Below are 25,826 nucleotides of genomic sequence, written 5' to 3' on the forward strand. Positions count from 1 at the left end.
GCGGGGCGCAGTTGTGCACACCCCGGCCTGAGACCGGTTCCCGATCCGTTCAGGCGGCCAGCCACCCCGCATCGCGCGCCCTTTCACAACTCAAGTGATTGATCAAAAAGGGATATTTCAGTTTGACTAAAAAATCATCAAGACACAAAGAAGCCGCGAAACAGCGGGGCTGCGCAGCCCCCACCCCATGCCATTCCACAGACTTATCCACAGCGCATGTGGATAAGGCCACGACCCCATTCAAATCAGCAGCTTGTCGTACACACCTCATCGAATGGGCAGCACTGTGCGGCAAGTGACCTACAGGTCGCAGCGCGTGAGGAGAGGACGTCCGGCGGGCCTCTGCGGGGCGTCGGACGCCGCCGCTACACTCGCAGCATGCCGCTCACGACCCTGCAGGTGGCCCTGCCCCGGCCCCTGCCCGCCCCGTTCGACTACCTCCCCGACGAAGGCCGGGAGGCGGACGCGGGCTGGATCGGCTGCCGCGTGCGCGTGCCCTTCGGCCGCGGCAGCGCCGTGGGCGTGGTGGTCGGCGTGGGTCCGAGCGGGGCGGCCGACGCCGTCCTGAAGCCGGTCCTGGAGCGCCTCGACGCCCATCCCCTTATCGACGCCGAGCTCTGGGGCACGCTGGGTTTCGCCAGCCGCTACTACCACGCACCGTTCGGCGAGGTGTGGGCCACCGCCCTGCCCGGCCCCCTGCGCGATGGCGAGCCCGTGGTGGACCACCGCGCCTTCGGCTGGCGCCTGACGCCTGCGGGCCGGGCCGGCCTCGAGACCCTACGCGCCGGCCGCCCCAGGGCGCTGGCCGAGGCCTGGGCGGCCACCGGCGACGCCCCGTGGCCCGAAGCGCGGCTTGACCTCGAACACCCGGGATGGCGCGATGCGGCCCGCCGCTTGGCCGAACGCGGCGTCGGAGAGCGCGTGCCGATGCCGGCCGCGGTGCGAGCCATCGGCGCCGGCGTCTCGCTCAACGACGCGCAGGCCGGGGCCGTGGCGGCGATCACCGGCGCCCGAGGCTTCGCGCCCTTCCTGCTCGACGGCGTCACCGGCTCCGGCAAGACCGAGGTCTACCTCGAGGCCATCCGCCACGCTCTGGCGCAAGGGAAGCAGGCGCTGCTGCTGGTGCCGGAAATCGGCCTCACGGCGCAGACCATCGCGCGGCTGCAGCGCGGCCTGCCGGTCGAGGTGCATGCGATGCACTCCGGCCTCGCGGACGGCGCCCGCGCCCGGGCCTGGGCGGCGATGCGCAGCGGCGAAGGCCGCGTGCTCGTCGGCACCCGCTCGGCGGTGTTCTGCCCGCTGCCGGAGGCCGGGCTGATCCTCGTCGACGAGGAGCACGACGCCAGCTACAAGCAGCAGGACGGCATCCGCTACCACGCCCGCGACCTCGCGCTCTGGCGCGGCCAGGCCTGCGGCGTGCCGGTGGTGCTGGGCAGCGCCACGCCCGCCCTCGAGACGCAGCGGCAAGCGTTGTCCCGACGGCTCACGCGGCTGGTGCTTCCCGCGCGGGCGCGGGCCGGGGCGCGGGCGCCGTCGGTGCGCGTGCTCGATGTGCGCAAGCGCAAGCTCGAAGCGGGCCTCGCACCGGAGCTTCTGGACGCAATTGAGAAGACGTTGGAACGCGGCGAGCAGGCGCTGGTGTTCCGCAACCGCCGCGGCTATGCCCCGGTGCTGCTGTGCCACGACTGCGGCTGGAGCGCGCCCTGCAAGCGCTGCGACGCGCCGCTCACCGTGCACGGCGTGGGTCGAAGGCTCATCTGCCACCACTGCGGTTTCCGCGCCCCGAAGCCCGACGCCTGCCCCGACTGCGGCAGCCTCGCCCTGCAGCCGCAGGGGCAAGGCACCGAGCGCGTGGAAGAGGCGCTGGCCGCACGCTTCCCCGACGCCCGCATCGTCCGCGTCGATCGCGACACCACGGCGGTGAAGGACGGCCTCGCGAAGCGGCTGGCCGAGCTCGGCGACGGCCCCGGCATCTTCGTCGGCACGCAGATGCTGGCGAAGGGCCACGACCTACCCCTGCTCACGCTGTCCGCCGTCGTGTCGATGGACGAGGGCCTGTTCTCCGCCGACTTCCGCGCCGGCGAACGGCTCGGCCAGCTGCTGGTGCAGGTGGCGGGACGCGCCGGGCGCAGTGAGCGACCCGGCGAGGTGATGCTGCAGACCCACCACCCCGAGCACCCGTGGCTGGCCCTGCTGCTCTCCGGCGGCTACGCGGCGCTCTCGGCCGCCCTGCTGGCCGAACGCGAGGCCGCCGCGCTGCCGCCGTTCGCGCACTGGGCCCTGCTGCGCGCCGAGGCGAACGAGGGCACGGACGCGGAGGCCTTCCTCACCGCGGCTCGGCAGCATCTGCTCGGCGCGGCCGGCGATGGCCAACGCGTGCCGGGCCTGGACTGGGCCGGGCCGGTGCCGGCCCCGATGCCGCGACGTGCCGGGCGCGCCCGCTTCCAGCTGCTGCTGCGTGCCGACGAGCGTCGCGTGCTGCAGGCGGCGCTTGGCGCGGCGGCTTCCGGTTGGTACGCGCTGCCGGAGGCGCGCCGCGTGCGCTGGTCGATCGACGTCGATCCGATCGACCTCTACTGACGTCCGCGAACGACCCCGAGGCCCCGAAACGCGACGACCGGCGCGAGGCCGGTCGTCGGGGCTTACGACGGGGTAACGCCAGCCGTCAGGGCTGCAGGCTCTGCAGTTGCTTCAGCGTGGCAGCGTCCACCTCGACCGTCTCGCCGCTCGGGAGGGTCAGCGTGGCCGACTTGAACGCCTGCGTGGCCTGGTCCGTCTCGATGACGAGGCGGCCTTCGCCCTTCTCGCCGGTGATGTTGAAAATCACGACGCTCTTGCCGGTCTGGCCGGCTTCCATCATGGCGCCGAAGTCCATGCCGGCATCGGTCACGGCACCGAAATGCTCCTGCACGGCGGGCACCTGCGCGACGATTTCCTTGCCGCCCGCGGAAACCGCCTTCATGCCGAAGTAGCCCAAGCCGACGACGGCGCCGACGCCGAGCAGGATCAGGACGAGGCAGCCGCCCAAGAACCACGGCCAAAGCTTGCGCTTCGGCTTGTCGTTGGCGGGCGGCGGCGGAAAGGGCGTGCTCATCGGTTCGTTCCTTTGGGGGTTGGGAAAGGCCGCTGGATGCTAGCAGCCCGAAACGAAAACGGCGCCCGAAGGCGCCGTCGTCGCATTACCCGGCTCAACGCCGTGGGCTCAGGCCAGCAGCAGGCCGCGGAGCTTCTTCAGGGCGTTGGCTTCGATCTGCCGCACGCGCTCGGCCGACACGCCGTACTCGGCGGCGAGGTCCTGCAGGGTGGCTTTCTCCTCGGCGAGGAAGCGGCGCTGCAGGATGGCGCGCGAGCGGGCGTCGAGGCTGTCGAGGCCTTCGCCCAGCGCGTCGAGCTGCTTCTCTTCGTGGTTCTCGCGCTCGAACAGCGCGGCCGGATCGGCATCCGCCTGCTCGAGGTAGGCGATCGGCGCCGGCGGCGCCTGGTCGTCGTCCTCGCCGGCGGGCGCGTCGAAGCCGATGTCGCGCCCCGACAGGCGCGCTTCCATTTCCAGCACTTCGCGCTTGGAGACGTTGAGGTCCTTGGCCACGGCGGTGACCTCGGCATCATTCATCCAGCCCAAGCGGGTCTTGCTCTTGCGCAGGTTGAAGAACAGCTTGCGCTGCGCCTTGGTCGTGGCGACCTTCACGATGCGCCAGTTCTTCAGGATGAACTCGTGGATCTCGGCGCGGATCCAGTGCACGGCGAAGCTGACGAGGCGCACGCCCTGGTCGGGGTCGAAGCGCTTCACCGCCTTCATCAGGCCGATGTTGCCTTCCTGCACGAGGTCGCCGACGCCGAGGCCGTAGCCCTGGTAGCCGCGGGCCACGTGGACGACGAAGCGCAGGTGCGAGACGACCAGGGCCTTGGCGGCCTCGAGGTCGCCGTCGTCGCGGAGGCGGCGGGCGAGCGCCTGCTCGTCCTCGACACTCAGCACGGGGATCTGGTGGACGGCCGCCACATAGGCCTCCAGCGAGCCGAGCGCGCTGGGGATGGGGTAGTTGGCGGTGATCAAGGTCGTGGTCATTCCTGCGTCCCTCGGGGGGTCATGGGGATCAATTTAGCACTCGCCTGCTACGAGTGCTAAGCGTGCTGGAAGTTCCACAGCGTTCCATCGGCGGCAGCAATCCCGTGTCTCATCCGGCTTTGCGACCCGTCCTCGCCCGCCAGCGCAGGGTCCGCGCATACTGGGGCGACCGCCCGGGCAGGCGGCCATCCGGACGAGGACGCATGCCGAAGAAAGCCGCCACGAAGGCCAAAGGGCCCTTGCAGATGAGCGACCTCGCGAAGATCGCGGGGGTCTCGGAGTCCACGGTCTCCCGCGCGCTGGCTGACCACCCGACGGTGGCTCAGGCCACGCGGGTGCGCATCAAGGCCTTGGCCAGCGAGCTCGGCTACCGCATCAACCCCATCGCGCGCAGCCTGCGCGCGGGGCGTTCCGGCGTCATCGCCGTCGTGGTGCCTCTGCAGCACGACCGCAGCGGGCACCTCACCGACCCGTTCATGATGTCGATGCTGGCCTATCTCGCCGACGAGCTGACCAGCCGCGGCTACAGCATGCTGCTGTCGAAGGCGGTGCAGGAATCGGGCACCTGGCTCGACGCCACGCTGGCGCAGTCGATCGCCGAGGGGCTGGTGATCATCGGCCAGAGCCATGAGCACGAGGCGATCAATGCCGCGGCCGAGCGCGGTGCGCCGCTGGTGGCCTGGGGCGCGCAGATGCCCGGCCAGGCCTACCCCTGCGTCGGCTCGGACAACCACGCCGGGGGCCTCATCGCCACCCGCCACCTGATCCGTCAGGGCCGCCGCCGCATCGCCTTCCTCGGCGACGAGCGGCTGCCGGAAGTGGCGCACCGCTACGCCGGCTACGTCGAAGCGCTGGCGACGGCGGGTGTCGACGACGATCCGCGGCGGCACCTGCGCGCGCCGTTCGACGCGGACGAGGCCTACCGCGCCTTCCGCGGCCTGCTCGCGCAGGACGTGCCGCTGGACGGCGTCGTCGCGGCTTCGGATGTGATCGCGATCAGCGCCATCCGCGCCCTCAACGACCGCGGCATCCGCGTGCCCCAGGACGTCTCGGTGGTGGGCTACGACGACGTGCCGCTGGCGCAGTACACGCACCCGGCGCTGACGACCGTACGCCAGGACCTGAAGCGCGGCGCCGAACTGCTGACGCTCTCGCTGATCGAACGCCTCAACGGCGGCGACCCGCGCCCGGCGCCGATCGCCCCGTCGCTGGTCATCCGCGAGTCGGCTTGAGCGACGCCGCACAGCCTGCGCGCGGCTTGGCGTCGGAGACCAGCAACCCGAGCGCCCACGCGGGCCCGTCGGCAGCGACCAACAGCGGCGCCATCAACAGCCGAACAGCTCCGCCGTGACGACATTGGCGTAGAACGGCGCAGGCCCCGATAGAACAGGAGACGGGAGCCCATCGATGCCGCGGACTCACGCGACTGAAGCACCGGGGGTACGGTTCAAGCCGCCGGCAGCGACCAGTCGATCGGGGTGGAGCCCAATCCCTGCAGCCAGCGATTGGCCTTGCCGAAATGCCCGCAGCCGAGGAAGCCGCGATGCGCGGACAAGGGCGACGGATGCGGCGCCTTCAGCACGCAGTGGCGCTGGCGGTCGATCAGCTCGCCCTTCTTCTGCGCATAGCTGCCCCAGAGCAGGAAGACGAGGCCTTCGCGCTCGCGGGACAGCGCGCCGATGATCGCGTCGGTGAAGCCTTCCCAACCTTTGCCCGCATGGCTGCCGGCGCGGCCTTCCTCGACGCTGAGCACCGCGTTCAACAGCAGTACGCCCTGCGCCGCCCAAGACTCCAGGCAGCCGTGGCGCGGCATCGGCAGCCCGAGGTCGCGCTCGATCTCCTTGAACATGTTGAGCAGCGAGGGCGGGATGGCGATGCCCGGTGGCACCGAGAAGCTCAGCCCGTGCGCCTGCCCCGGCCCGTGGTAAGGGTCCTGGCCGAGGATGACCACGCGTACCGCGTCAAAGGGCACGGCGTCGAGCGCGGCGAACATCAACCGGCCCGGCGGGTGCACGCGCTTGCCCGCGGCCTTCTCCGCACGCAGGAAAGCGGCAAGGGCCTGCATGTCGGCGCGCTCGAGGTAGGCCCCGACGCGCGCCACCCAGCTCGGGTGCAGGGCCACGGCCATGGCGACGGGATCAGCGCTTCGCGTTGCGCAGGCTGCCGGTGATCTTGCTGCCGTCCTGCGTGGCGAGCATGCAGACCACCTCCTGGTCGCCATTGGTCCAGCTTTCCGGCGTGGGCTCGAGCGTGGTGAACACGTACTCGGAGCTGTCGTAGTCGAGGCCGACGTAAGGCTCGAAGGCGCCGAGGCAGCCGGTCTCGACGGCCTTGTCCATCGCGCCGCGCTCGGGGAACGCACCGCCCGGCAGGTCGAACAGATGGTAGACCTCGGAAAGATGCGGTTTGTCGCAGGCGATCTTCACCGTCTCCGACACTTCGCCCGAGGTGTCGTCGATCAGGCAATCACCGACCGCGAGGTCGAACACGCCGACCTCCTCGGAGCCATCGGCATTGGGTGCGCTGCACGCGGCAAGAACGAGGGCGAGCGCGAGGGGGGATAGAACGCGGAGGGACATGCCAGGGGGCCTTGGTGGGAAGAAAAGGGGGATGAAACGCGCAGCCGGACGACAGCCGCCTGCGGCACTCAGTGGCCGTGGCGCTCGCGCAGCAGGCGGCCGACGCGCAGCTGGAACAGCAGCTTGGTGATCAGCAGGCGCTCCTCGATCGGCTTGAGCACGAGGTCGTTGGCGCCGCTGCGCAGCAGCTCGGTCTGATTGGCCGGGTTGGCATCGCCGGTCATCACCAGCACCGGCAACTGGCCCTTCGGATAGCCGAAGTCGTTGCGGATCGACTTCACCAGGTCTTTGCCGGTGAGTTCGCCCTTCAGGTAGACGTCGGTCAGCACCACGTCGCAGCCGGGCACGCGGCCCTGCGTCAGCGCCGATTCCAGCCAGGCGATGGCGTCCTCGACGCCGCTGCAATGCATCACCTTGAGGCCGTGCTTCTCGAGCATGCGCCGCGTGGCGACGGCGACGACCTTGCTGTCCTCGACGTACAGCACTTCGCCGCCGGGCGCGCCTTCCGGCGCGACGTAGCCCTTGATGAATGCGGCCAGCGCGGTGAAGCCCAGCGACTTGTCGAAGTAGTCGGTGACGTCGTCGGTGATGGAGCGCGTCTCGAGGCGGTCCTGCACGTCGCCGGAGACCACGATGATCGGGATGTAGGCCTGCGGCGTGTGCTCGCGCAGGTAGCGCGCCAGCTCGAGGCCATCCATGTCGGGCAGCCGCAGCGCGGTGGTGACGAGGTTGATGGCGCCCTGCTGCAGGGCCACCTTCGCCTCGTCGCCGTTCTCGCAGAGGATGATCTCGGCCTGCGGCAACTGCTGGCGCAGCACGCCCTCGATCATCTTGCGCACCACCTTCGAGCCATCGACCACGAGGATGCGTGGCGAGGTGTTGTCGAAGGTGCGGAACGCGGGTGTGCTCATGAGCCGGCCGGGAGCGAAGTCCGCAGATAATGGCCCGCCGCCACCCGCGCGCCAAGCCAGCCCAGCACCGCGGCGCTGGCCAGGACGGCGGCCGCCTCGGCCACGCCGGGGCCGGCCAGCGCGAATCCGCCGGCATAGGTCGCCACCAGCTCGGCCATCGGCGCGCGCAGCAGGGCCCCGATCGCGAACACGCCAGCCAGCGCCAGCGCGCCGGCCAGCGCGCCCAGCAACACGCCGAAATGCAGCAGCGGGCGGCGGATGTCGGCATCGTCGGCGCCGAGCTGCTGCAAGAGCGCGATCTCGTCGCGGCGCGTCGCGAGGTCGAGGCGCACGGTATTGCCCACCACCAGCACTGCGCCGGCGGCCAGCAGCAGGGCCAGCAGGCCCACCGCACGACGGCCCAGCGCCAGCCAGGCGTCGAGGCGCGCGCGCCAGGCGGCGTCGTACTGCACGCTGTCCACGCCGGGCTCGGCCTGCAGGGCCGCGGCCAAGGCCGAAGGGTCGGCAGCCACGTCCTCCCGCGGCGAGACCACCAGCACCCAGGGGAGCGGATTGCCGTCGAGCAGATCGAGCGCGCCCGCGAGGTCGCTCATCTGCCGGAACTCGGCGAGCCCCTCGTCCGGCGTGCGCAGCACCACGGCGGCGACATCGGGCCGGGCGCGCCAGGCCTCGGCGAGGCGGCGGGCGTCGCCCGGCTTGGCTTCGGCCTCGAGGAAAACGCTGATCTCGCGGGCGGCGTCGAGCGTGCCGGCGAAGCGCAGGGCGTTGGCGAGGAACAGGCCCAGCAGCAGGGGAAGCAACAAGGCCAGCGCGAACACCGAAAGTGTCGCCGCGGTGGCGAGCTTCGCTGCGCGAAGGCGCGCGACGGCATCGGCGAAGGCACGGCGATGGCTGCGGCCCCACGCACCCACGCCGGGGCCGCCGTACACCTCGCGGCGCGCCGCGCTGCGGTTCGCGCTCATGCGGCGAGGTCCTGCGCGGCGATGTCGTCCACCAGCCGGCCCTCGTGCAGCACCAGGGTGCGCTGGCGCGTCCGCTTGATCAACGCGAGGTCGTGGCTGGCGATCAGCACGGTGGTGCCGCGCTCGGGGAGTTCGAGGAACAGACCCATGATCTCGGCGGCCAGCTGCGGGTCGAGGTTGCCAGTGGGTTCATCGGCCACCAGCAGCACCGGCGAGCCGACGATGGCGCGGGCGATGCCGACGCGCTGCTGCTCACCGGTGGATAGCTGGGGCGGCAGGGCGGAAAGGCGATCGCCGAGGCCCACCCGGCCCAGCACCTCGCGCACCCGCTGCAGCACCTCGGCCTCCGGTGCGCCGGCGATGCGCAGCGGCAGGGCCACGTTGTCGGCGACGGTCCAATGCGGCAGCAGCCGGTGGTCCTGGAACACCACGCCGACGCGGCGCCGGTAACGGGCGATGTCGCGGCCGCGCACGGCGGCCAGGTTGCGGTCTTCCAGCAGCACCGCGCCGCGGTCGGGCCGCTCGGCGAGGTGCAGCAGCTTCAGCAAGGTGCTCTTGCCGGCCCCGCTGTGGCCGGTGACGAACAGCACCTCGCCGGCCTCGACGCCGAAGCTCACGTCCTGCAGGGCGGCACGGCCGCCCGGGTACTGCTTGTGGACCGCGTCGAAGCGCAGCAGGGGCATCGTCAGCCGCCGAACCAGCCCTTCACGCGGGCGGCCATGCGGGCGAAGAAGCTGTCTTTCGACACACCCACCGGTCCCACGGCAGCGGCTTCGGGCGAAGCGCCCTCGGCGCCGCGCTCGCCGCGCGGCTTGCGACGGCGACGACGACGGCGGCGCTCGGCGTCGGCCGGGCTCTCGGCGGCGTTCGGGACGTCCGTCGCCTGCATCGGAACCGCCTCGCCCTCGGGCTTCGGCGCGCGCTCGGGGCGCGGGCCACGCTCGCCTTCCGGACGCGGGGGGCGCGGACCGCGCTCACCCTCGGCACGCGGCGGACGCGGACCACGGTCGCCACGGCCGTCATCGCGACCTTCGCGACGCGGACCGCCGCTGCGGCCTCCGCCAGCGCTGCCACGACCACCGCGGCCGTGCTTGGCGTCCTTCTCGGCCATCTCGGCGCGGGCTTCGCGGAAGATGTCGCTGACGCGTTCAACCGGCTCCGCGCCTTCCGGCAGGGCCTCGCGCTCCGGGCGCGGCAGGGCCGTCAGCAGGTCGGTGGTGACGGCTTCGACCGGGATCTTCTGCTCGATGTACGTCTCGACCGCCGGCAGGTGCTGCGCGTACAGCTCGCAGGCGAAGGTGATGGCATCGCCCTCGGCGCCAAGGCGCGCGGTGCGGCCGATGCGGTGCACGTAGTCCTCGGCCTCGAACGGCAGGTCGAAGTTGTAGACGTGGCTGACGCCGTCAATGTGCAGGCCTCGGGCGGCCACGTCGGTGGCGACGAGGATCTCGAGTTCGCGGCGCTGGAACTTCGCCAGCAGGCTCTGGCGCTTCTTCTGCGGCACGTCGCCGCTGAGCACGCCGACGAGGTAGCCGCCGCGCTCCAGCGCACGGCCGACGCGCTCGACCATCGCCTTGGTGTTCACGAACACCATGGTGCGGTTGCCCGGGCTGCGCGAGAGCAGGCCGAGCAGCAGCGGGATCTTCTCGTCGTTGGCCGGGAAGTAGATCTTCTGTCGCACGCGGGCGGCGGTGATCGTCTCGGTCTCGACGACCAGCTTCTCCGGCTCGTTCATGTGCTCGTAGGCGAGCTCGAGGACGCGGTGGCTGAGCGTGGCCGAGAACAGCAGGGTCTGGCGCTCCTCGCGGGCCGGCAGGCGGCGCATCAGGAAGCGCAGGTCCTTGATGAAGCCGAGGTCGAACATGCGGTCGGCCTCGTCGAGGATGCAGACCTCGCAGGCGTGCAGGCTGACGACATGCTGCTTCACGTAGTCGATCAGGCGGCCGGGCGTGGCGATGATCACGTCGGTGCCGGCCTGCAGCAGCTCGCGCTGCTTGTCGTAGTCGACGCCGCCGTAGACCAGCGTGTAGCGCAGGCCGAGCTGGCTGCCGAACTTCAGCGCGTCCTTGTGGATCTGGATCGCGAGCTCGCGGGTCGGGGCGAGGATCAGGGCGCGCGGGTCGCTGTCCTTGCGGTTGGCCAGCGCCGGGCGGGTCAGCAGGCGGTTCACCATGCTCACGAGGAAGGCGAGCGTCTTGCCGGTACCGGTCTGGGCCTGGCCGGCGACGTCGCCGCCGCGCAGCGTGACCGGGAAGGTCATGGCCTGGATGGGGGTGCAGCGGGAGAACCCGGCTTCCTCGAGGCCGGCCATCAGGGCCGGGTGAAGGTCGAAACTGGACAGGGTGACGTCGGTCAGCGGTTTGTCGCTCATGGGATCCTTGGGTGTGCTCGTCAGCTTGAAGCGGCGGCGCATCGCGCCTGCGGGTGAACCGGTTCGGTTCGGTCTTGCGCCCGCTTCACGCGCGGTCGCACACTGCGGCCGCGGGGGCCGGCACCTCGGGGTTGCGAACCGCTCCGAGGGCCCCCAAGTGTACCAGTCATGGCCGCGGCACCCGCGGCAGCCCATCGAGGACCTCCCATGAGCGACAAGATCTCCCACGTCGGCGATGCCGATTTCTCCACCGCGGTGCTCGGCAGCGACGTCCCCGTGCTGGTCGATTTCTGGGCCGAGTGGTGCGGCCCGTGCAAGGCCATCGCCCCTTTGCTGGACGACGTGGCCAAGGCCTACGACGGCAAGGTCAAGGTGGTGAAGATCAACATCGACGACAACCCGCAGACCCCGCGCCAGTACGCGGTGCGCGGCATCCCCACCCTGATGATGTTCAAGGGCGGCAAGGTCGCCGGCACCCACGTCGGCCTGGCCGGCAAGCCGCAGCTGACCGCCTTCATCGACAAGAGCCTCTGAGGCTCCCCTGCTGAACCGGAGGCCGCCCGAGACTTGCCGGGCGGCCTCTGCCGGGTGTAGTGTCCCGGCGACTTCTGCGGTCGCGACGCCCTTTCCGCGACGCCACCCGCACACCCCTTCCAGCTCATCCCCTGAGCTTTCTCCACTCGCCATCGCGAGAATTCCCCGTGTCCGAAAACGAGATCGAAGGCGCCGACGCGCCTGCCGAAGCCGCGGAAAAAAAGCCGCGCCGCACCCGCAGCAAAGCCGCTGCCGAAACCCCGGCCGAAAGCCCTGACACCGCGCCTGAAGCGGTCGCCGCACCGCCCGCGCCCGAGCCGAGCCCGGTCACCACCGCCACCAGCGCCGCCGTTCGCGACGTCATCGCCGATGCGATGAACGAGGACGACGACGGCCCGGATGGCGATGATGCCGACGGCGATGGTGACGGCGACGACGGCCAGGACGGCGGCCCCGGCGGCCAGAACGCCGGCGGCGCCACCGGCCCCAACGGCGAGCCGCGCATGTCGCGCCGCGAGCGCTTCAAGCAGCGCATGAAGGAACGTCGCGAACGGCAGAAGGAGCAGCGTCGCAACGGCGGCGGCGGTTTCCAGAACGATGCCGAAGGCGATGAGGCCGGCGGCCCGCCGCAGGGCGGCCAGAGCCAAGGCCAGGGTCAGGCCGGTGGCGGCCAGGGCCAGGGCCAGGGCGGCAACGACTGGCAGCCGCGCCCGTCCTTCCAGTTCCCGGAAGGCTTCGTGGTGCCCTCGCTGACCGAAATGAAGCGGATGCCGGCGTTCAAGCTTCTCGACCTCGCCGAGCGCCTGAACCAGCATGAGGGCGTCGCCCGCATGCGCAAGCAGGACGTCATCTTCCAGCTGCTGAAGGTGCTCTCGCGCCACCCGAACGGCGTCGCCGCCGACGGCGTGCTCGAGATCCTGCCGGACGGCTACGGATTCCTCCGCGGCGCCGAGGCGAGCTACCTCGCCGGCCCGGACGATGTGTACATCTCGCCCTCGCAGATCCGCCGCTTCAACCTGCGCACCGGCGACTACATCGCCGGCCGCATCCGCAACCCCAAGGACGGCGAGCGCTACGTCGCGCTCAACCAGCTCGACACCATCAACGGCGAGCCGCTTGAAGCCAGCAAGGGCAAGGTGCTGTTCGAGAACCTGACGCCGCTGTTCCCGCGCGAGCGCTTCAAGCTCGAGCGCGGCAACGGCAGCTCGGAGGACATCACCGGCCGCGTGCTCGACCTGATGGCGCCGATCGGCAAGGGCCAGCGCGCCCTGATCGTCTCGCCGCCGAAGGCCGGCAAGACCATGCTGATGCAGCAGGTCGCCACCGCCATCACCACCAACCACCCGGACGTCCACCTGATCGTGCTGCTCGTCGACGAGCGCCCGGAAGAAGTGACGGAAATGCAGCGCACCGTGCGCGGCGAAGTCGTCTCCTCGACCTTCGACGAACCGGCCGCGCGCCACGTGCAGGTCGCCGAGATGGTGATCGAGCGCGCCAAGCGCCTGGTCGAGCACAAGAAGGACGTGGTGATCCTGCTCGACTCGATCACCCGCCTCGCCCGCGCCTACAACACCGTGGTGCCGAGCTCCGGCAAGGTGCTCACCGGCGGCGTCGACGCCAACGCCCTGCACCGCCCGAAGCGTTTTTTCGGCGCGGCGCGCAAGGTGGAGGAAGGCGGCTCGCTGACGATCATCGCCACCGCGCTCGTTGAAACGGGCTCGAAGATGGACGAGGTGATCTACGAGGAGTTCAAGGGCACCGGCAACTGCGAAGTGCACCTCGACCGCCGCATCGCCGAGAAGCGCGTCTACCCGGCCATCAACATCAACCGCTCGGGCACGCGTCGCGAAGAGCTGCTGATCGAGCCGGACATGCTGCAGAAGATCTGGATCCTCCGGAAGCTGCTGCATCCGATGGACGAACTCGCCGCGATGGAGTTCCTGCTCGACAAGATGAAGAACACCAAGTCGAACGACGAGTTCTTCAACTTCATGAAGCGCTGAGGTGCCGCGGCGAAAGCCGCGACGCTGATGAAGCAGAAACGACGAAGGCCCCGCGATGCGGGGCCTTCGTCGTTTTCAGGGATCCCGCGGCTTCAGCAGTCGCGCGAGCGAAGGCAGGACGCCAGACGAGGCGGGCGCGGACGCCGGCGCGGAAGGCGACGACGACGCGGCCGCAGCGTCCCCGGTGCCGGCGTCCGCCGCGGGTTTCGCTTCAGCGTTGCGCACCGACTGGAACAGCGCGGCGATGTCGACGAAGCCGCGGATCAGGGCGAGGTCGTGCGGGGTGCGGCCGAGGCGGTCGCGGGCGGCGGGATTGGCGCCCTCGCGCAGCAGCCGTTCGACGATGCGGCCGAGGCCGTGCAGCGCGGCGAGGTGCAGAACGGTGAGGCCGCGATGCTCGATCTGCCCCAGCGACACCCCTTCACTGAGCAGGCGGTCGAGCGCGGCCAGCAGCACGTCCTCGTCGACGCTGGCTCCCGCCTCCGCGCGCGCGCCGAGCAGCAGCAGGGTCGGTGTCTGCTCGGAGGCACTCGTCGCTTCGGCGTCGGCATCGGCGAGCAGCAGCGCATCGAACAGCGCGAGCACGCGGGCGCGTTCGCGCGAATTGAAGGCGAACAGCGCGGCGCAGTGCAGCGGCGTGAGCCCCTGCGCATCGCGCGCGGCGACATCGGCACCGGCGCGCAGCAGGCGCGACACGAGGTCCGGAAGGCCCAGCGCGGAAGCCAGCATCAGCGGCGTGACGCCGCCGGGCATGGCCTGCTCGGGGTCGGCGCCCGCCGCCAGCAGGCGATCGACGACGTTGGCGTGGCGCATGCTGATCGCCGCCGACAGCGGTGTGGCGCCGGTGCGCGCCGCGACGGCGGTGTGGGCATGCAGGCCCAACAGGTGATCGACGATGGCGAGGTGCCCGCCACCGGCGGCGCGCAGCAGGGCCGTACAGCCCTGCGCGTCGACACCGTCGACCGCGAGGCCGAGCGCCACGAGGCGCACGACAGCGCCAAGATCGCCAGCCATCGCCGCGGCCGGGAGATCCCCCGGCTGCAGCGCGCGTCCCGGCAGTTTCCAGGGGCCCCAGTCCAGCCATTCGGCGAGGTCGCGGCGGCCGCGGGCCAGGGCCGCGCCGTGCGGCGTCTGGCCGTCGGCGGCACGCGCATCCGCCGGTGCGCCGTGGCGGACGAGGCGCTTGATCACGGCCTCATGGCCACGAGCGACGGCCAGGTGGAGCGGCGTGTGGCCGCGTGCGTCGCGCTGCGCCGGGTCGACGCCGCGCTGCAGCAGTGCGTCGAGCACGGGCAGGCAGGGCAACTGCGCGGCGAGGCCGAGGGTGCTGTCGCCGTTCGGTGCGGGACCGAACGGGTCGGCGCCGCGCTCGAGCAAGTGCAGCGCGATCGCGGCCGCGCGCGACGGTTCGCGCGGGTTCGCGGCCAGCCAGCGCGCCACCGCACCCACGCCCTGCGGGGTCTGGCCCTGTGCCAGCAGCGCGCGCAAACCGAGTTCGGCATCGAGGCCGCGATCGAGCAGCAGCAGGCCGACGCTGTCCATGCCGGACACCCGATCGTCGGAATGCGCGCCGTGCTCGAGCAGCCATTCGAAGACATCGATGCCGGCGGCATCGGCGAACTCCAGCAGCAGCATCGATATCGCCACGCGGCCCGGCGCGTCCTCGGCACCGAGCACGTCCTGCGCGGCGCGGAAATCGCGGGCCCGCAGCGCGTCGCGGAGGCGCTCGCGGGCCGGCTTCAGCGCAGCGCCCGGCGCCACCTCGTCGAGGTCGCCCGGCAGCGGGTAGTCGGGATCGAGCACGGCCACCAGCGCCCAGCGCCCACCGCCCACCGCGTGATCGACCGGGCGTCGCCCCGCCGCGTCGCGCGCTTCGCGATCGATGCCGAGGGCCAGCAGCGCCCGCAGGCGCTCCGGCTCGACACCGGCCTCGCAGGCCAAGGCCAGCGCGTTGCGCCCGCCGACATCGCGAGCGGCCGGGTCGGGATGGCGGGCGAGTACCAGCGGCAACAGCGCCGGGTTCGGCGAACGCGCGGCTTCCAGCAGGGCCGTGCGCCCCTCGTCGTCGGCGGCGTCCACCGAGGCGCCGGCGTCGATCAGCACCTGCGCGATCGCGGCATGGCCGGCAGCCAGCGCTTCGAGCAGCGCGGTGCGGCCGCGGGCGTCGCGCGAATCGACCTTCGCCTTGTGCTTGAGGAGCAGTTGCACGCCGGCGGGATCGTCGTCGTCGCCACCGGCGGCGGCGAGCAGGCTCGGCTGCGCACCGGGCGATTCCGGCTTGGCACCACGCTCCAGCAGGAAGCGCGCGACACGCCAGTTGCCCGAGGCCAGCGCGAGCGCCAGCGGCGGCTGCGCTTCGCCGTTCAGGGCATGCAGGTCGGCAGCGGCATCGAGCAGCTGTGCCGCGATCGCCGGGTCGGTGCTGCGTGCGGCGTGGTGCAGGGGCGTATTGCCATCGCGGTCGGCGCGTCGCGGGTCGGCGCCGTTGGCCAGCAGCATGGTCACGGCGTCGATGCGGCCATGCCAGGAATCGCGCGTCGCCGCGAGCAACGGCGTGAGGCCAGCGTGCTCCTGGTTGAGGTCGGCGCCGCGGATGATCAGTTCGCGGAGCAGGCGCAGGTCGGGCAGCAGGGCCGCCAGCATGGGCAGGCTGCGCTGGTCGGGCGCACCGGGCTCCGGCAGGGCGTCCGGGTCGGCGCCCGCATCGAGCGCCTCGATCACGGCATCGATGCGGCCGGCGCGGGCATGGGCGTAGACGTCGCCGACGGCCGGCGAAGCGGGTTCGTCGTCGTCCTCGGCTTCGAGCACCCGGGGCGCGACAGGCTCCGGCGGCAGCGGCGGGGCTTCGGGCGCATGGCCGGAACGCTGGAGGGCGGCGTGCACCGCCAGCAGGCCGGCCGCATAGGGCGCCGCCAGCCACCAGATGGACAGCAGGCGCGGCGGCGGCCACACCAGCAGCCACGCCCCGACCGTGGCCGCGAGCACCGCGACGGCCAGTGCCAGCCCCCGATGCAGCGACCAGGTCCCGGGCACCGCGGCGGCGAGCGCAGCCAAGCCGCCACCTTGGCGGGCGGCCATGGCGAACAAGGTCCATTGCCGCCACAGCACCGTCCAGGCGAGGCCGACCACCGCGCCAAGCCCCAGCGCGGCGGCAAGGCTGCCGGTTTCGAGCAGGCTGCTCCAGGGCCAAGCGAAGCCGAGGCCCAGCAGGGCGAGCGTGGCGCCCCAGAGCACGGCCAGGGTGATCGCGTCGCGCCACCACACGCGCAGTGCCGGCGCCTCCGGGGCGGGCGACAGCAGGGCCATGCCGAGGGCCAATGCCGGCTGGGCCAGCCACGGCCCCAGCACGGCCATCGCACCGACCGGCCAGAGCGCCGGCAACACGGCCAGCCCCAAGCCGATGAGCAGCAGCGGAAGGGCGAGGCTGCGCTGCAGCGTCGACCGCGGATCAGTCATCCGCGCTCCGGTCGGTGGGCGGCGGCGGGAATTGGATGTGGAAGCCCTGCCCGGCGAGGTTCGCGCGCACCACGGCGGCATCCTCGCGGGCCAGCTGGCGCTCCGGCGTCAGCGCCACGTCGAGCACGAAGCGCAGTTCGCCGAGCTGGGTGCGCAGCACCTCGGGCAGCAGGCCGAAGGCGTCGCGCTCGCGCAGGTAGACGAAGGTCTCGGCCTTGCGGAGGGATTTGTAGACGTAGGCCTGCATTGAGCGGCGGCGCAATGCGCCAAATCGTGGGAATACGGCGATTGTGGCCGCTGGCGGCCACAGTGACCAGCGCGACGTGGCCGCTGGAGCCCACCGGGGGAAGCGCGCCGTCGCGCGGCCTGCGCGCTCCGCCCTGCTAGGCTCGCGCCCCTGTTTCCCGCTGGAGAGCCTCGTGCCGAAGCCCCTGTCCCGCCCGATGCGCGGCCTTGCCCTGCTTGCGTCGACGCTGGCCGTCGCCGCGCCCGCCCTCGCCGAGACGCCGCCGCCGCTCACGCTGGACCTGGCGATGTCGCATCCGGACTGGATCGGCCCGCCGGTGGAGCAGCTGTGGTGGAGCGCCGATTCGCATCACGTGGCCTATTCGCTCAAGCGCGCGGGCTCGCCGGTGCGCGACGTGTTCCGCCAGCCTGCGGCCGGCGGCGACGCGGTGAAGCTGGCACCGGCCGATGCCGCGGAAGCCGACGCCGCGAACCCGGTGTTCGACGCCCGCCGCACGCGCATGGCAACGCTGCGCAATGGCGATGTCTTCGTGGTGACGCTCGCCACCGGCCAGCGCCAGCAGCTCACGCAGAGCGCCGCCGACGAAGCCGACCTCCGTTTCGCCGCCGACGGCAATGCGGTGTTCTACCGCGTCGGCGACGAATGGCGCGCCTACGACTTCGCCGCGCAGCGCGAGCGCACCGTCGCCGTGCTGAAGGCCGAGAAGGACCCGCAGGCGGCGCCGAAGCCCGACGTGCTGCGCGATGCCGAACTGCGACTGATCGACACGCTGGCCCGCCAGCGCGCCGACCGCGACGCCCTCGCCGCCGAGGCGAAGGCGCAGCGCGACGGCGACCGCACGCGCGTGGCCGCGCCGATCTTTTTCGGCGACGACGTGACCATCGCTGCGAGCAGCCTCTCCACCGACGGCCGCCACGTGCTCGTGGCGCTGGAACCGAAGGGCGCCGACGCTGGGCGCGGCGGCAAGATGCCGCGCTACGTGAACGAGGATGGCTTCGAGGACGCGGAGGACGTGCGTACGCGCGTGGGCCGGAACGCCCCGATCGCGCAGACCTTCAAGCTCGTCGATCTCGCCAACGCCACGGTGACCGACCTCGACCTCAAGGCCCTGCCCGGCATCGACGTCGATCCGCTCGCCGCGCTGAAGAAGGAACACGAACAGCCCGCGCTCGATGGCCTGCGCGCCGTTCGCCTGATGGACGTGCGTTTCGCGCCGGACGGCACGCCGCTGGCCATGCTGCGCAGCGTCGACAACAAGGACCGCTGGATCGTCCGCGTCGATCGCGACACGGCGGCGCTCGCCACCGTGCATCGCCTCACCGACGCCGCGTGGATCAACTGGAACTTCAACGACTTCGGCGTGCTGCCCGACGGCCGCGCGTGGTGGTTGTCGGAAGAATCCGGCTACTCGCACCTCTACGTGCAGGACGGCCGCCGCGCCAAAGCCCTCACGAACGGCCGCTGGGAAGCCTCGTCGCCCGTCCTCACGGCCGACGCCGCGAGCTTCGTCTTCGTCTGCAACCGCGAATGGCCGGGTGACTACGAGCTGTGCCGCGTGCCGGTGGCCGGCGGCGACGTGCGCGAGGTGACGGCGCTCGACGGCGTCGAGGACTTCGCCCTGTCGCCCGACGGCTCGAAGATCGCGCTGCGCTGGTCGGCCTCGTTCACGCCGCCGCAGGCCGCGACCGTCGGCATCGAGGGCGGCGCGGTGACGAAACTGACCGACACGCGCACGGCGGCCTTCAAGGCCATGCCCTGGCGCGCGCCGCGCTTCGTGCAGGTGCCGAGCAGCGATGGCGCCGGCACCATCTGGGGCAAGCTCTACACGCCCACCACGATGGAGCCCGGCAAGCAGTATCCGGTGGTGATGTTCGTGCACGGCGCCGGCTACCTGCAGAACGTGTTCGCGCGCTATCCCGTGTACTTCCGCGAGCAGATGTTCCACCAGCTGCTCACCGACCGCGGCTACATCGTCCTCGACCTCGACTTCCGCGCCTCGGAAGGCTACGGCCGCGACTGGCGCACGGCGATCTACCGCCGCATGGGCACGCCGGAGCTGCAGGACTACAAGGACGGCATCGACTACCTCGTCGCCAACCACCAGGCCGATCGCGCGCGCGTCGGCATCTACGGCGGCAGCTACGGCGGCTTCATGAGCCTGATGGCGATGTTCAAGGCGCCCGGCGTGTTCCAGGCCGGCGCTGCGCTGCGCCCGGTCACCGACTGGCGCCACTACAACCACGAGTACACCAGCAACATCCTCGACACGCCCGAGCTGGGCCCGCAGGTCTACATCGACAGCTCGCCGATCGAGCACGCGGAGCATTTGCAGGGCCGCCTGCTGATCGCGCACGGGATGATCGACGACAACGTGTTCTTCCAGGATTCGGTGCGCCTCGCGCAGCGCCTGATCGAATTGAAGAAGCCGGGCTGGGAGCTGGCGTCGTACCCGCTCGAACGCCATGGCTACGTGCAGCCCGAGAGCTGGTACGACCAGTACCGGCGGATCCTCGAGCTGATGGACGCCACCCTCCAGCCGGAAGCGCCGAACGCCCGGTGATGCCGGCGTCACGGCACGGGAAAGGGGGCGCGGGTACACTTCGCGCCCTTTTCGTTACCGACCTCCAGAGTCCATGCTGACCGCCCTCACCCTCATCGCCGGCCTCGCCCTGCTGATCATCGGCGCCGAAATGCTGGTCAAAGGCGCATCGCGCGTGGCCGCCGGATTCGGCATCTCTCCGCTGGTCATCGGCCTCACCGTCGTTGCCTTCGGCACCAGTTCGCCGGAGATGGCGATCTCGGTCTCGTCCGCCTGGAAGGGCGAAGCCGACATCGCCGTCGGCAACGTGGTCGGCAGCAACATCTTCAACGTGCTGTTCATCCTCGGCCTGTCGGCGCTGATCACGCCGCTGCTGGTCAGCAAGCAGCTGGTCAAGGTGGACGTGCCATTGATGATCGCGGCCTCGCTGCTGGCCTTCCTCTTCGCGATGGATGGGCGCATCGCCTTCTGGGAAGGCGGCGTGCTGTTCGCCGGCGTCATCGGTTACTGCATCTTCGCCGTCCGCCTCGGCAAGGCGACCGGCGAGACCGGCGAAGACATCGAGGGCGGCGGCCATTGGGCCAAGGACATCGGCCTCATCCTCGTCGGCCTGGTGCTGCTGGTGATGGGCTCGCAGTGGCTGGTGAGCGCGGCAGTCACCATCGCGACGGCCATGGGCGTCAGCGAGCTGGTGATCGGCCTGACCATCGTGGCCGCCGGCACCTCGATGCCGGAGGTGGCCACATCGGTCACCGCCGCCATCCGCGGCCAGCGCGACATCGCGGTGGGCAACGTGGTCGGAAGCAACCTCTTCAACATCCTTGCCGTGCTCGGCCTGACCGCGCTGGTCGCACCGGCCGGCTTGCCGGTGTCCGACGCCGCGATCCGCTTCGACTTCCCCGTGATGATGGCGGTGGCGGTGGCCTGCCTGCCGATCTTCTTCGTCGGCTACACGATCCAGCGCTGGGAAGGCGCGCTGTTCCTCGGCTACTACGTCGCCTACACCGTGTACCTCGTCTTCGCCGCCACCGAGCACGATGCGCTGCCCGTGTTCAGCCAGGCGATGATGTGGTTCGTGGTGCCGCTGACGGTGATCACGCTGGGCGTGGTGCTGGCCCGCGAGCTGAAGGCACGCCGGTCACGCCAGGGGACTTGAGACAACGGGGCGCTTTACGGCCTGTAGACGCCCCGCAAGACCCTCAACAAGCCAAGCCATCGCCGGCCACCGCTCAGGTCGCCGGCCAGTCGCATCAGTGCATCGTGGAAGCCAAGGTCGGGCAATGCGGCCTCCACCGCACGGACCTGTTCCGCGCCCAGACCCTTGCGCAGTCGCCCTTGGGTGGCATCCACCCAGTCCGCCTTGCGCAAGGCATTGACCACCCTCGCGTTCGGCCCACGGTAGGGCGTCAGCTTGTGGTGCCAGTGGATCAACGCGACCATCAGATCCACATCCACCGCCAGCTGCCGCTGGCGGACCGTCTGCGTCGCCAAATGCTCGGAGGGCGCCAGATAGGCGAGGTCTTTGGCAACCCACAGTCCGATGTCATGGAAGGCCAAAGCGGCTTCGATGGTGGTGCGGTGGGCCTCGTCCCCACCGAGGAAGTGGTTGGTGTAGGTCAGCACCCGAAGGATGTGGTTCCGGTACCCGGGCAGGTCGCTGCCGATCAGGGCAGCGTGCGGTTCGAGCAGCGTATCGACCAGCGGCGAACCGGTGATGATGGCGATGGGGGTCACGAGCGTCTTGTCCGGTCTGCGGGCAGGCGGCGATCCTAGGCATTGCATGCCCCCGGGGCGACGACAGAATGTTCTGACTCGATGCGAAAGCCCTACACGAAGAAGCGGCCGCCGCTGGACCCCTGTCCTCTGGAGGAAGTGCTCTCCCTCGTCGGGGGCAAGTGGAAGGCGCGGATCCTCTACGCGTTGGGCCAGGGGCCCGCGAGCTTCAGCAGGCTGAAGTCGTCGCTGGGTCGGGTCTCCCGCGAGGTGTTGTCCACCCAACTGCGCGCCCTGATGTCCGATGGGCTCATCACGGCTGCGCCCGACGACGGCGGCACGGGAACGCTCTACCTGATCACCACCGACGGTGCGGCACTGGTCGCGCTTCTCGTGCCCGTTGCCGCCTGGGGCGAGCAGCGCCTCGAGCGGCGGTGCCTTCCCCGCTAGCTCCCGGCGAACACGCCCTCGAGTTCGACATCGAGCTCGCGGCGGCAGACATCCCCCTGCAGGAAGGCGACGCAGGCCAGCGGCACGCCCGCGGCCTCGAGACGCGCCTGTGCCGCCGGCATCGCACCGGCGTCGCGCAGGTAGACGCGCAAGGCCTGCAGGCCCTCCATGCGGAAGCGCTCGCCGCTGCGCTGCGAGCCCTCGTCGAGCAGCACGTGCAGGTTGGCGAGGCTCTCGTCGAGCTGGGCCACGACATCCCCCGCATGCAGCGACACATGGCCAACGATGCTGGCGGTGCCGGACGCCAGCAGCGTGGCGCCGTCGCCGTCGCGCAGCACGGCGCCACGCGAGAACCCCGGCGGCACCGGGCCGTACTCGCGCGGGTACTGCCAGGCGGGCGTCTGCCGCGGATTCTCCAGCGCGATGGCGGGCTGCGCGCTGCACAGCGCGACGACGCTGAGCGGTGCACCGGGTTCAGGCGCGCCGATGGCGGTGGCGGCCGGGGGCGGATCGCGGAACATCGCGTCCACGGCGGCGTTGCGGCCGACGCAGAAGCGCCGGTAGCGCTCGCTGTCGCCGTCGCCGGCATTGATGGCGCCGAAGTAGTTCCAGATGCGGATCAGGTAGGGATGCGCGCTGGGCCGCGCGGCGGCGAGCAGGTCGCGGTAGGCGGCTTCGGATTCGACCGCGACATCCCCGCCGGCCATTGGCCGGTAAAGGCCCAGCACCGCCCACGCGCCGGCGGATCGTCGCAGCACGCCCGCACCGATCGAACCCGCCTCCAGCGGCCGGTCCGACATCCAGGCCTCGCGCCGCGCACCACCCAGCCACGCGCAGCCGCTGCGCCACGGCAGGGCGGCATCGACGAAGTCGAAGTCGAGCAGGGGAGCGGCGTCGGGGCGGTCGGAAACGCGCAAGGCGGATCGGGGCGGTTCGGAAGGCCGCGAAGTATAGCGGCGCCGCCCCCCTTGACCCCGCGCAAGGGGGCTCGACGGCAGGGGCCGCTAGACTGCGCGCCATCGATGCCTCCGAGGACCCGCATGAGCGCCCCCAGCCCGAACTTCACCGCCGTCCGCGACTACCTGATGGGCCTGCAGGACCGCATCTGCGCGGGGCTCGAGGCCGAAGACGGCGAGGGCCGCTTCGCCGAGGACACTTGGATGCGCGCGGAAGGCGGCGGTGGCCGCTCGCGGGTGATGAAGGAGGGCGCGGTGTTCGAGCAGGCGGGCGTCGGTTTCTCCGACGTCAGCGGCACCACCCTGCCCGCCTCGGCCACGGCGCACCGCCCCGAACTCGCCGGCGCACCGTGGCGAGCGGTCGGCGTCTCGCTGGTGATCCACCCGCGCAACCCCTACGTGCCGACCTCGCACGCCAACGTGCGTTTCTTCGAGGCACGCCCCGAAGGCCGTGAGCCGATCTGGTGGTTCGGCGGCGGCTTCGACCTGACGCCCTTCTATCCCTTCGACGAGGACGTGCGGCACTGGCACGGCGTGGCCCGCGACCTGTGCGCGCCCTTCGGCGCGACGCGCTACGCCGAGCACAAGGCGTGGTGCGACAAGTACTTCTTCCTCAAACACCGCAACGAGTGCCGCGGCGTCGGCGGCCTGTTCTTCGACGACCTGCACGCCGATGGCTTCGAGCGCAGCTTCGCCTACCAGCGCGCGGTCGGCGATGCGTTCCTTGCCGCCTACGCGCCGATCGTCGCGAAGCGCAAGGCCACGCCCTACGGCGAGCGCGAACGCGAGTTCCAGCTCTACCGCCGCGGCCGCTACGTCGAGTTCAACCTCGTGTGGGACCGCGGCACGCTGTTCGGCCTGCAGAGCGGCGGCCGCACCGAGAGCATCCTGATGAGCCTTCCGCCGCGCGTGCGTTTCGAGTACGGGTACGTGCCCGAAGCGGGCAGCGACGAGGCAAGGCTGGCGGAGTACCTGGTGCCGAGGGAGTGGGATTCGCCGCCAGTGTAGGATTATCCAGCCCCCCAAGGAGTCCCGAATGACGGCAAGGATGCTTCCGCGCAGCGCCCTGATTGCGCTTGTTCTACTGCTCAACCCGAGTCACGTCGCCGCGCAGCTGACGACCGACAACGATGCGTTCCAGATTCGAACCAGCTCGGACCGCGGCGCGGCCCAGGTGCTGCTCGAAAACCTACCGCCTTCCGGTGACCTCCGAGCGATCAGCATTGCGCGCGGCACTTGGCTGCGTTCAGAACGGATCATCGGCCCGGTAGTCGGGAGCGGATTCCAGTCCCAGCCCTACCACGTTGAGCGGTTCGCGTACGCGAACGATACGCGCGAGGTCATCGCACACTTCCGTGCGCGCGCCGCCGATTCCAGCCCCGTCGCCTTGCGGGTCGTCGATCGGGACGGCCGGGTGCACTGCTTGGCCAACGGGACGGGAGGCGCGGGAGCGACTTGCACGGCGCGCGTGGCGCACCGGGAGTTCTTCGGGCGTACCGTGGGCGCTCAGTTCGAACTGCTCGTGGAGGCCGAACAGCGCGGCGTGCGCAGTACTTCCGTCACGGTCGAAGGTTTCTTCCACTCGGGCTTTCCGGAAACGAGCGACCTCGAACTGACGGTAGATCCGATCGTGCGGAGCGACGGCACCGCCTCGATGACCTTGCCAATCAACGTTAGGACCTACGCGCCGGGCAACGTCCTCGCCCAACTCATTGAGCTCCGAGACCGTAATGTCCCGTTGCGCCGCCTCGTCGCCCGCACCGAGTGGGACGGCAGCTCCCCTGCAGCGAGCCTCGCCTTGCTCTCCGACGGCACGCCAACAAGAGCCGGCACGGCGCACGCAGGCATTTCAACGCACCGACGGCTGCCCTTTTTGGTCCCGGCGAATGTCGATTCTGTCGACATTTCCGTCTATTCCTACGAAGCCCCTGAAGGTGCGGTGCATCCGCGCGGCACGCCGAACGACCTGGTGCTGGAGCTCCACTTCCTCGATGGCGATCCCGCTCTGGCGAGGGTGGACGCCGTCCCGCCGGGCCGGACCCCGGACATCGTCATCGATGCCGAGGCCGCGCGCGCTTTCCCGGACACGGCCAGTGAACGCTTCACCCTGCGCGGGGCACAACTCCGGCCGGGACGCTGGTTCGCGGTTCCCGTTTCCAAGACCGGGATTCCGCTCAATGTCGCCATCATCCTGCAGTTCCCCACGGGGCGTGCGCTCGAACCCGCGGATGGGCACTACTTCAACCCGTCCCGCCCCGGGCACGGCTTCTATCTGGCCGAGGCAGGGGGTGACTGGGTGCTCATCTGGTACACCTACGACAGCACCGGGTCGCCCGTCTGGTACTACGCGCAAGGACCACGGCCGAGCGTCAACAGCGGTGGGGCGCAGTGGAATGCAGGGCTGTATCGCAACATCTGGAACGGTTCTCGAACGCGTTTCCAGTTCGTCGGCTTCGTGCAGCTCGCCATGACCGGCGAGGGCCGCCTGACGTTCGCCCACCTTGTGAACGGCACGCTGGGCATCGAGACGATGCAGCGTCTCGGTGGCCCCGGCTGCACCCAGCAATGGTCGAACCAGCCACTTGACGTTGGTGGGCTGTGGTACGCGCCAGACAAATCCGGCTACGGGTTCAGTGCCGAAATGATCGGCGGCTCGGAGTTCTTCCTGGCCTACGCCTACGACGCGCTCGGGCGTCCTCGGTGGGCGACGGCGCAGCAGGCCTTCAATGCCGCCGTGGAGGCCCCACTGCTCCAGGCCAAGGGGTTCTGCCCCACGTGCACCGCGACCACCATCACCCGGGATGTGATCGGGCGCTTGGAGCGCTCGATTTCCAACGCGGCATCGCCCGACGGACGTCCCGGCTTTGGCCTCATCGGCCTTGAAGCACAGTGGGCTCAGGGCATCCCCGGCGGGTGGAGCGAGCGCAGGCCTGTCTCGCTGCTGAGCGCACGAGCTTCCTGCCAGTAAAGCGCTTGATGCTGCGTTTCTCCGAAGCGCGCCCTGAAGACCGGGAGGCGTACCCGGTACCGAGGGCGTGGCTG

At 70.8% G+C, this 25,826-nt stretch carries 21 protein-coding genes; 9 read left to right on the forward strand and 12 right to left on the reverse strand.

Annotation, left to right across the window (positions count from 1 at the left end; all coding sequences use genetic code 11):
* Positions 1-378: 378 nt before the first annotated feature.
* Entirely contained in the window at positions 379-2,580 is a 2,202-nt protein-coding gene (locus tag O9280_RS02100) for a primosomal protein N' (RefSeq protein WP_298338152.1), read from the forward strand.
* A gap of 85 nt (positions 2,581-2,665) precedes the next feature.
* Here the strand turns inward: O9280_RS02100 and O9280_RS02105 are convergent, their stop codons facing one another.
* On the reverse strand, positions 2,666-3,094 hold the full coding sequence (locus O9280_RS02105; protein ID WP_298338154.1) for a hypothetical protein: 429 nt from the start codon (positions 3,092-3,094) through the stop codon (positions 2,666-2,668).
* A gap of 108 nt (positions 3,095-3,202) precedes the next feature.
* Positions 3,203-4,063 (reverse strand): RNA polymerase sigma factor RpoH, encoded by an 861-nt coding sequence (gene rpoH, locus O9280_RS02110; RefSeq protein WP_298338157.1) that lies wholly within the window; start codon positions 4,061-4,063, stop codon positions 3,203-3,205.
* A 203-nt stretch (positions 4,064-4,266) separates the two neighbouring features.
* On the opposite strand from rpoH, the gene O9280_RS02115 reads away from it, so the two are divergent.
* Positions 4,267-5,295 carry a LacI family DNA-binding transcriptional regulator gene (locus tag O9280_RS02115; protein WP_298338158.1) on the forward strand — a complete coding sequence of 343 codons (1,029 nt, stop codon included), beginning with the start codon at positions 4,267-4,269 and terminating at the stop codon, positions 5,293-5,295.
* Between the two features lie 215 nt (positions 5,296-5,510).
* Here O9280_RS02115 and ung read toward each other — a convergent pair whose 3' ends face one another.
* The 6 genes from ung to rhlB all read right to left on the reverse strand — a co-directional run bounded on the left by ung (position 5,511) and on the right by rhlB (position 10,886).
* Positions 5,511-6,191 (reverse strand): uracil-DNA glycosylase, encoded by a 681-nt coding sequence (ung, locus tag O9280_RS02120; RefSeq protein WP_298338160.1) that lies wholly within the window; start codon positions 6,189-6,191, stop codon positions 5,511-5,513.
* 10 nt (positions 6,192-6,201) lie between these two features.
* The gene (locus O9280_RS02125) at positions 6,202-6,642 is read right to left on the reverse strand and encodes a septum formation family protein (protein ID WP_298338162.1); all 441 of its coding nucleotides are present in this window, start codon (positions 6,640-6,642) and stop codon (positions 6,202-6,204) included.
* A 68-nt stretch (positions 6,643-6,710) separates the two neighbouring features.
* Positions 6,711-7,553 (reverse strand): response regulator, encoded by an 843-nt coding sequence (locus O9280_RS02130; RefSeq protein ID WP_298338165.1) that lies wholly within the window; start codon positions 7,551-7,553, stop codon positions 6,711-6,713.
* On the reverse strand, positions 7,550-8,515 hold the full coding sequence (locus O9280_RS02135; RefSeq protein ID WP_298338167.1) for a permease-like cell division protein FtsX: 966 nt from the start codon (positions 8,513-8,515) through the stop codon (positions 7,550-7,552). Before O9280_RS02135 ends, O9280_RS02130 begins: the two co-directional genes overlap by 4 nt.
* Positions 8,512-9,198 (reverse strand): cell division ATP-binding protein FtsE, encoded by a 687-nt coding sequence (gene ftsE / locus O9280_RS02140; RefSeq protein ID WP_298338169.1) that lies wholly within the window; start codon positions 9,196-9,198, stop codon positions 8,512-8,514. Before ftsE ends, O9280_RS02135 begins: the two co-directional genes overlap by 4 nt.
* 2 nt (positions 9,199-9,200) lie before the next feature.
* Positions 9,201-10,886 carry an ATP-dependent RNA helicase RhlB gene (gene rhlB / locus O9280_RS02145; RefSeq protein WP_298338171.1) on the reverse strand — a complete coding sequence of 562 codons (1,686 nt, stop codon included), beginning with the start codon at positions 10,884-10,886 and terminating at the stop codon, positions 9,201-9,203.
* Positions 10,887-11,093: 207 nt separating this feature from the next.
* Here rhlB and trxA point away from each other — a divergent pair, with 207 nt between their 5' ends.
* Positions 11,094-11,420 carry a thioredoxin TrxA gene (gene trxA, locus O9280_RS02150; protein ID WP_297865013.1) on the forward strand — a complete coding sequence of 109 codons (327 nt, stop codon included), beginning with the start codon at positions 11,094-11,096 and terminating at the stop codon, positions 11,418-11,420.
* A gap of 167 nt (positions 11,421-11,587) precedes the next feature.
* A complete protein-coding gene (gene rho, locus O9280_RS02155; protein ID WP_298338173.1) occupies positions 11,588-13,423 on the forward strand; it encodes a transcription termination factor Rho in 1,836 nt (611 codons plus the stop codon).
* 75 nt (positions 13,424-13,498) lie between these two features.
* Here the strand turns inward: rho and O9280_RS02160 are convergent, their stop codons facing one another.
* Complete coding sequence (locus O9280_RS02160) at positions 13,499-16,879, reverse strand: ankyrin repeat domain-containing protein (RefSeq protein ID WP_298338175.1); 3,381 nt, start codon at positions 16,877-16,879, stop codon at positions 13,499-13,501.
* Entirely contained in the window at positions 16,872-17,126 is a 255-nt protein-coding gene (locus tag O9280_RS02165) for a YcgL domain-containing protein (RefSeq protein ID WP_298338369.1), read from the reverse strand. Before O9280_RS02165 ends, O9280_RS02160 begins: the two co-directional genes overlap by 8 nt.
* A 196-nt stretch (positions 17,127-17,322) precedes the next feature.
* Between O9280_RS02165 and O9280_RS02170 the strand changes: the two genes are divergently transcribed.
* Positions 17,323-19,686 (forward strand): S9 family peptidase, encoded by a 2,364-nt coding sequence (locus tag O9280_RS02170; protein ID WP_298338371.1) that lies wholly within the window; start codon positions 17,323-17,325, stop codon positions 19,684-19,686.
* A gap of 73 nt (positions 19,687-19,759) precedes the next feature.
* The gene (locus O9280_RS02175; RefSeq protein ID WP_298338177.1) at positions 19,760-20,821 is read left to right on the forward strand and encodes a calcium/sodium antiporter; all 1,062 of its coding nucleotides are present in this window, start codon (positions 19,760-19,762) and stop codon (positions 20,819-20,821) included.
* 14 nt (positions 20,822-20,835) lie between these two features.
* Here O9280_RS02175 and O9280_RS02180 read toward each other — a convergent pair whose 3' ends face one another.
* Positions 20,836-21,399 carry a hypothetical protein gene (locus O9280_RS02180; RefSeq protein WP_298338179.1) on the reverse strand — a complete coding sequence of 188 codons (564 nt, stop codon included), beginning with the start codon at positions 21,397-21,399 and terminating at the stop codon, positions 20,836-20,838.
* 81 nt (positions 21,400-21,480) lie between these two features.
* Between O9280_RS02180 and O9280_RS02185 the strand changes: the two genes are divergently transcribed.
* Positions 21,481-21,828, forward strand: a complete 348-nt coding sequence (locus O9280_RS02185; protein WP_298338181.1) for a helix-turn-helix domain-containing protein — start codon at positions 21,481-21,483, stop codon at positions 21,826-21,828.
* Here O9280_RS02185 and O9280_RS02190 read toward each other — a convergent pair.
* Complete coding sequence (locus O9280_RS02190) at positions 21,825-22,745, reverse strand: pteridine-dependent deoxygenase (RefSeq protein ID WP_298338183.1); 921 nt, start codon at positions 22,743-22,745, stop codon at positions 21,825-21,827. The genes O9280_RS02185 and O9280_RS02190 overlap by 4 nt on opposite strands.
* Before the next feature lie 123 nt (positions 22,746-22,868).
* Between O9280_RS02190 and hemF the strand changes: the two genes are divergently transcribed.
* Positions 22,869-23,792 carry an oxygen-dependent coproporphyrinogen oxidase gene (hemF, locus tag O9280_RS02195; protein WP_298338184.1) on the forward strand — a complete coding sequence of 308 codons (924 nt, stop codon included), beginning with the start codon at positions 22,869-22,871 and terminating at the stop codon, positions 23,790-23,792.
* A 40-nt stretch (positions 23,793-23,832) separates the two neighbouring features.
* On the forward strand, positions 23,833-25,752 hold the full coding sequence (locus tag O9280_RS02200; protein ID WP_298338186.1) for a hypothetical protein: 1,920 nt from the start codon (positions 23,833-23,835) through the stop codon (positions 25,750-25,752).
* Positions 25,753-25,826: the final 74 nt, after the last annotated feature.

The organism is Silanimonas sp., assembly GCF_027531545.1.
Classification (GTDB): domain Bacteria; phylum Pseudomonadota; class Gammaproteobacteria; order Xanthomonadales; family Xanthomonadaceae; genus Silanimonas.

Excerpts from the sequence above, each read along its gene's own strand:
- O9280_RS02125 (WP_298338162.1), bottom strand. The coding sequence starts at position 6,642 with ATGTCCCTCCGCGTTCTATCCCCCCTCGCGCTCGCCCTCGTTCTTGCC.
- O9280_RS02115 (WP_298338158.1), top strand. The coding sequence starts at position 4,267 with ATGCCGAAGAAAGCCGCCACGAAGGCCAAAGGGCCCTTGCAGATGAGC.
- O9280_RS02165 (WP_298338369.1), bottom strand. The coding sequence starts at position 17,126 with ATGCAGGCCTACGTCTACAAATCCCTCCGCAAGGCCGAGACCTTCGTC.
- O9280_RS02200 (WP_298338186.1), top strand. The coding sequence starts at position 23,833 with ATGCTTCCGCGCAGCGCCCTGATTGCGCTTGTTCTACTGCTCAACCCG.
- hemF (WP_298338184.1), top strand. The coding sequence starts at position 22,869 with ATGAGCGCCCCCAGCCCGAACTTCACCGCCGTCCGCGACTACCTGATG.
- O9280_RS02170 (WP_298338371.1), top strand. The coding sequence starts at position 17,323 with ATGCGCGGCCTTGCCCTGCTTGCGTCGACGCTGGCCGTCGCCGCGCCC.
- O9280_RS02185 (WP_298338181.1), top strand. The coding sequence starts at position 21,481 with ATGCGAAAGCCCTACACGAAGAAGCGGCCGCCGCTGGACCCCTGTCCT.
- trxA (WP_297865013.1), top strand. The coding sequence starts at position 11,094 with ATGAGCGACAAGATCTCCCACGTCGGCGATGCCGATTTCTCCACCGCG.
- O9280_RS02130 (WP_298338165.1), bottom strand. The coding sequence starts at position 7,553 with ATGAGCACACCCGCGTTCCGCACCTTCGACAACACCTCGCCACGCATC.
- ftsE (WP_298338169.1), bottom strand. The coding sequence starts at position 9,198 with ATGCCCCTGCTGCGCTTCGACGCGGTCCACAAGCAGTACCCGGGCGGC.
- O9280_RS02175 (WP_298338177.1), top strand. The coding sequence starts at position 19,760 with ATGCTGACCGCCCTCACCCTCATCGCCGGCCTCGCCCTGCTGATCATC.
- O9280_RS02100 (WP_298338152.1), top strand. The coding sequence starts at position 379 with ATGCCGCTCACGACCCTGCAGGTGGCCCTGCCCCGGCCCCTGCCCGCC.
- rhlB (WP_298338171.1), bottom strand. The coding sequence starts at position 10,886 with ATGAGCGACAAACCGCTGACCGACGTCACCCTGTCCAGTTTCGACCTT.
- O9280_RS02135 (WP_298338167.1), bottom strand. The coding sequence starts at position 8,515 with ATGAGCGCGAACCGCAGCGCGGCGCGCCGCGAGGTGTACGGCGGCCCC.
- ung (WP_298338160.1), bottom strand. The coding sequence starts at position 6,191 with ATGGCCGTGGCCCTGCACCCGAGCTGGGTGGCGCGCGTCGGGGCCTAC.
- O9280_RS02160 (WP_298338175.1), bottom strand. The coding sequence starts at position 16,879 with ATGACTGATCCGCGGTCGACGCTGCAGCGCAGCCTCGCCCTTCCGCTG.
- O9280_RS02105 (WP_298338154.1), bottom strand. The coding sequence starts at position 3,094 with ATGAGCACGCCCTTTCCGCCGCCGCCCGCCAACGACAAGCCGAAGCGC.
- rpoH (WP_298338157.1), bottom strand. The coding sequence starts at position 4,063 with ATGACCACGACCTTGATCACCGCCAACTACCCCATCCCCAGCGCGCTC.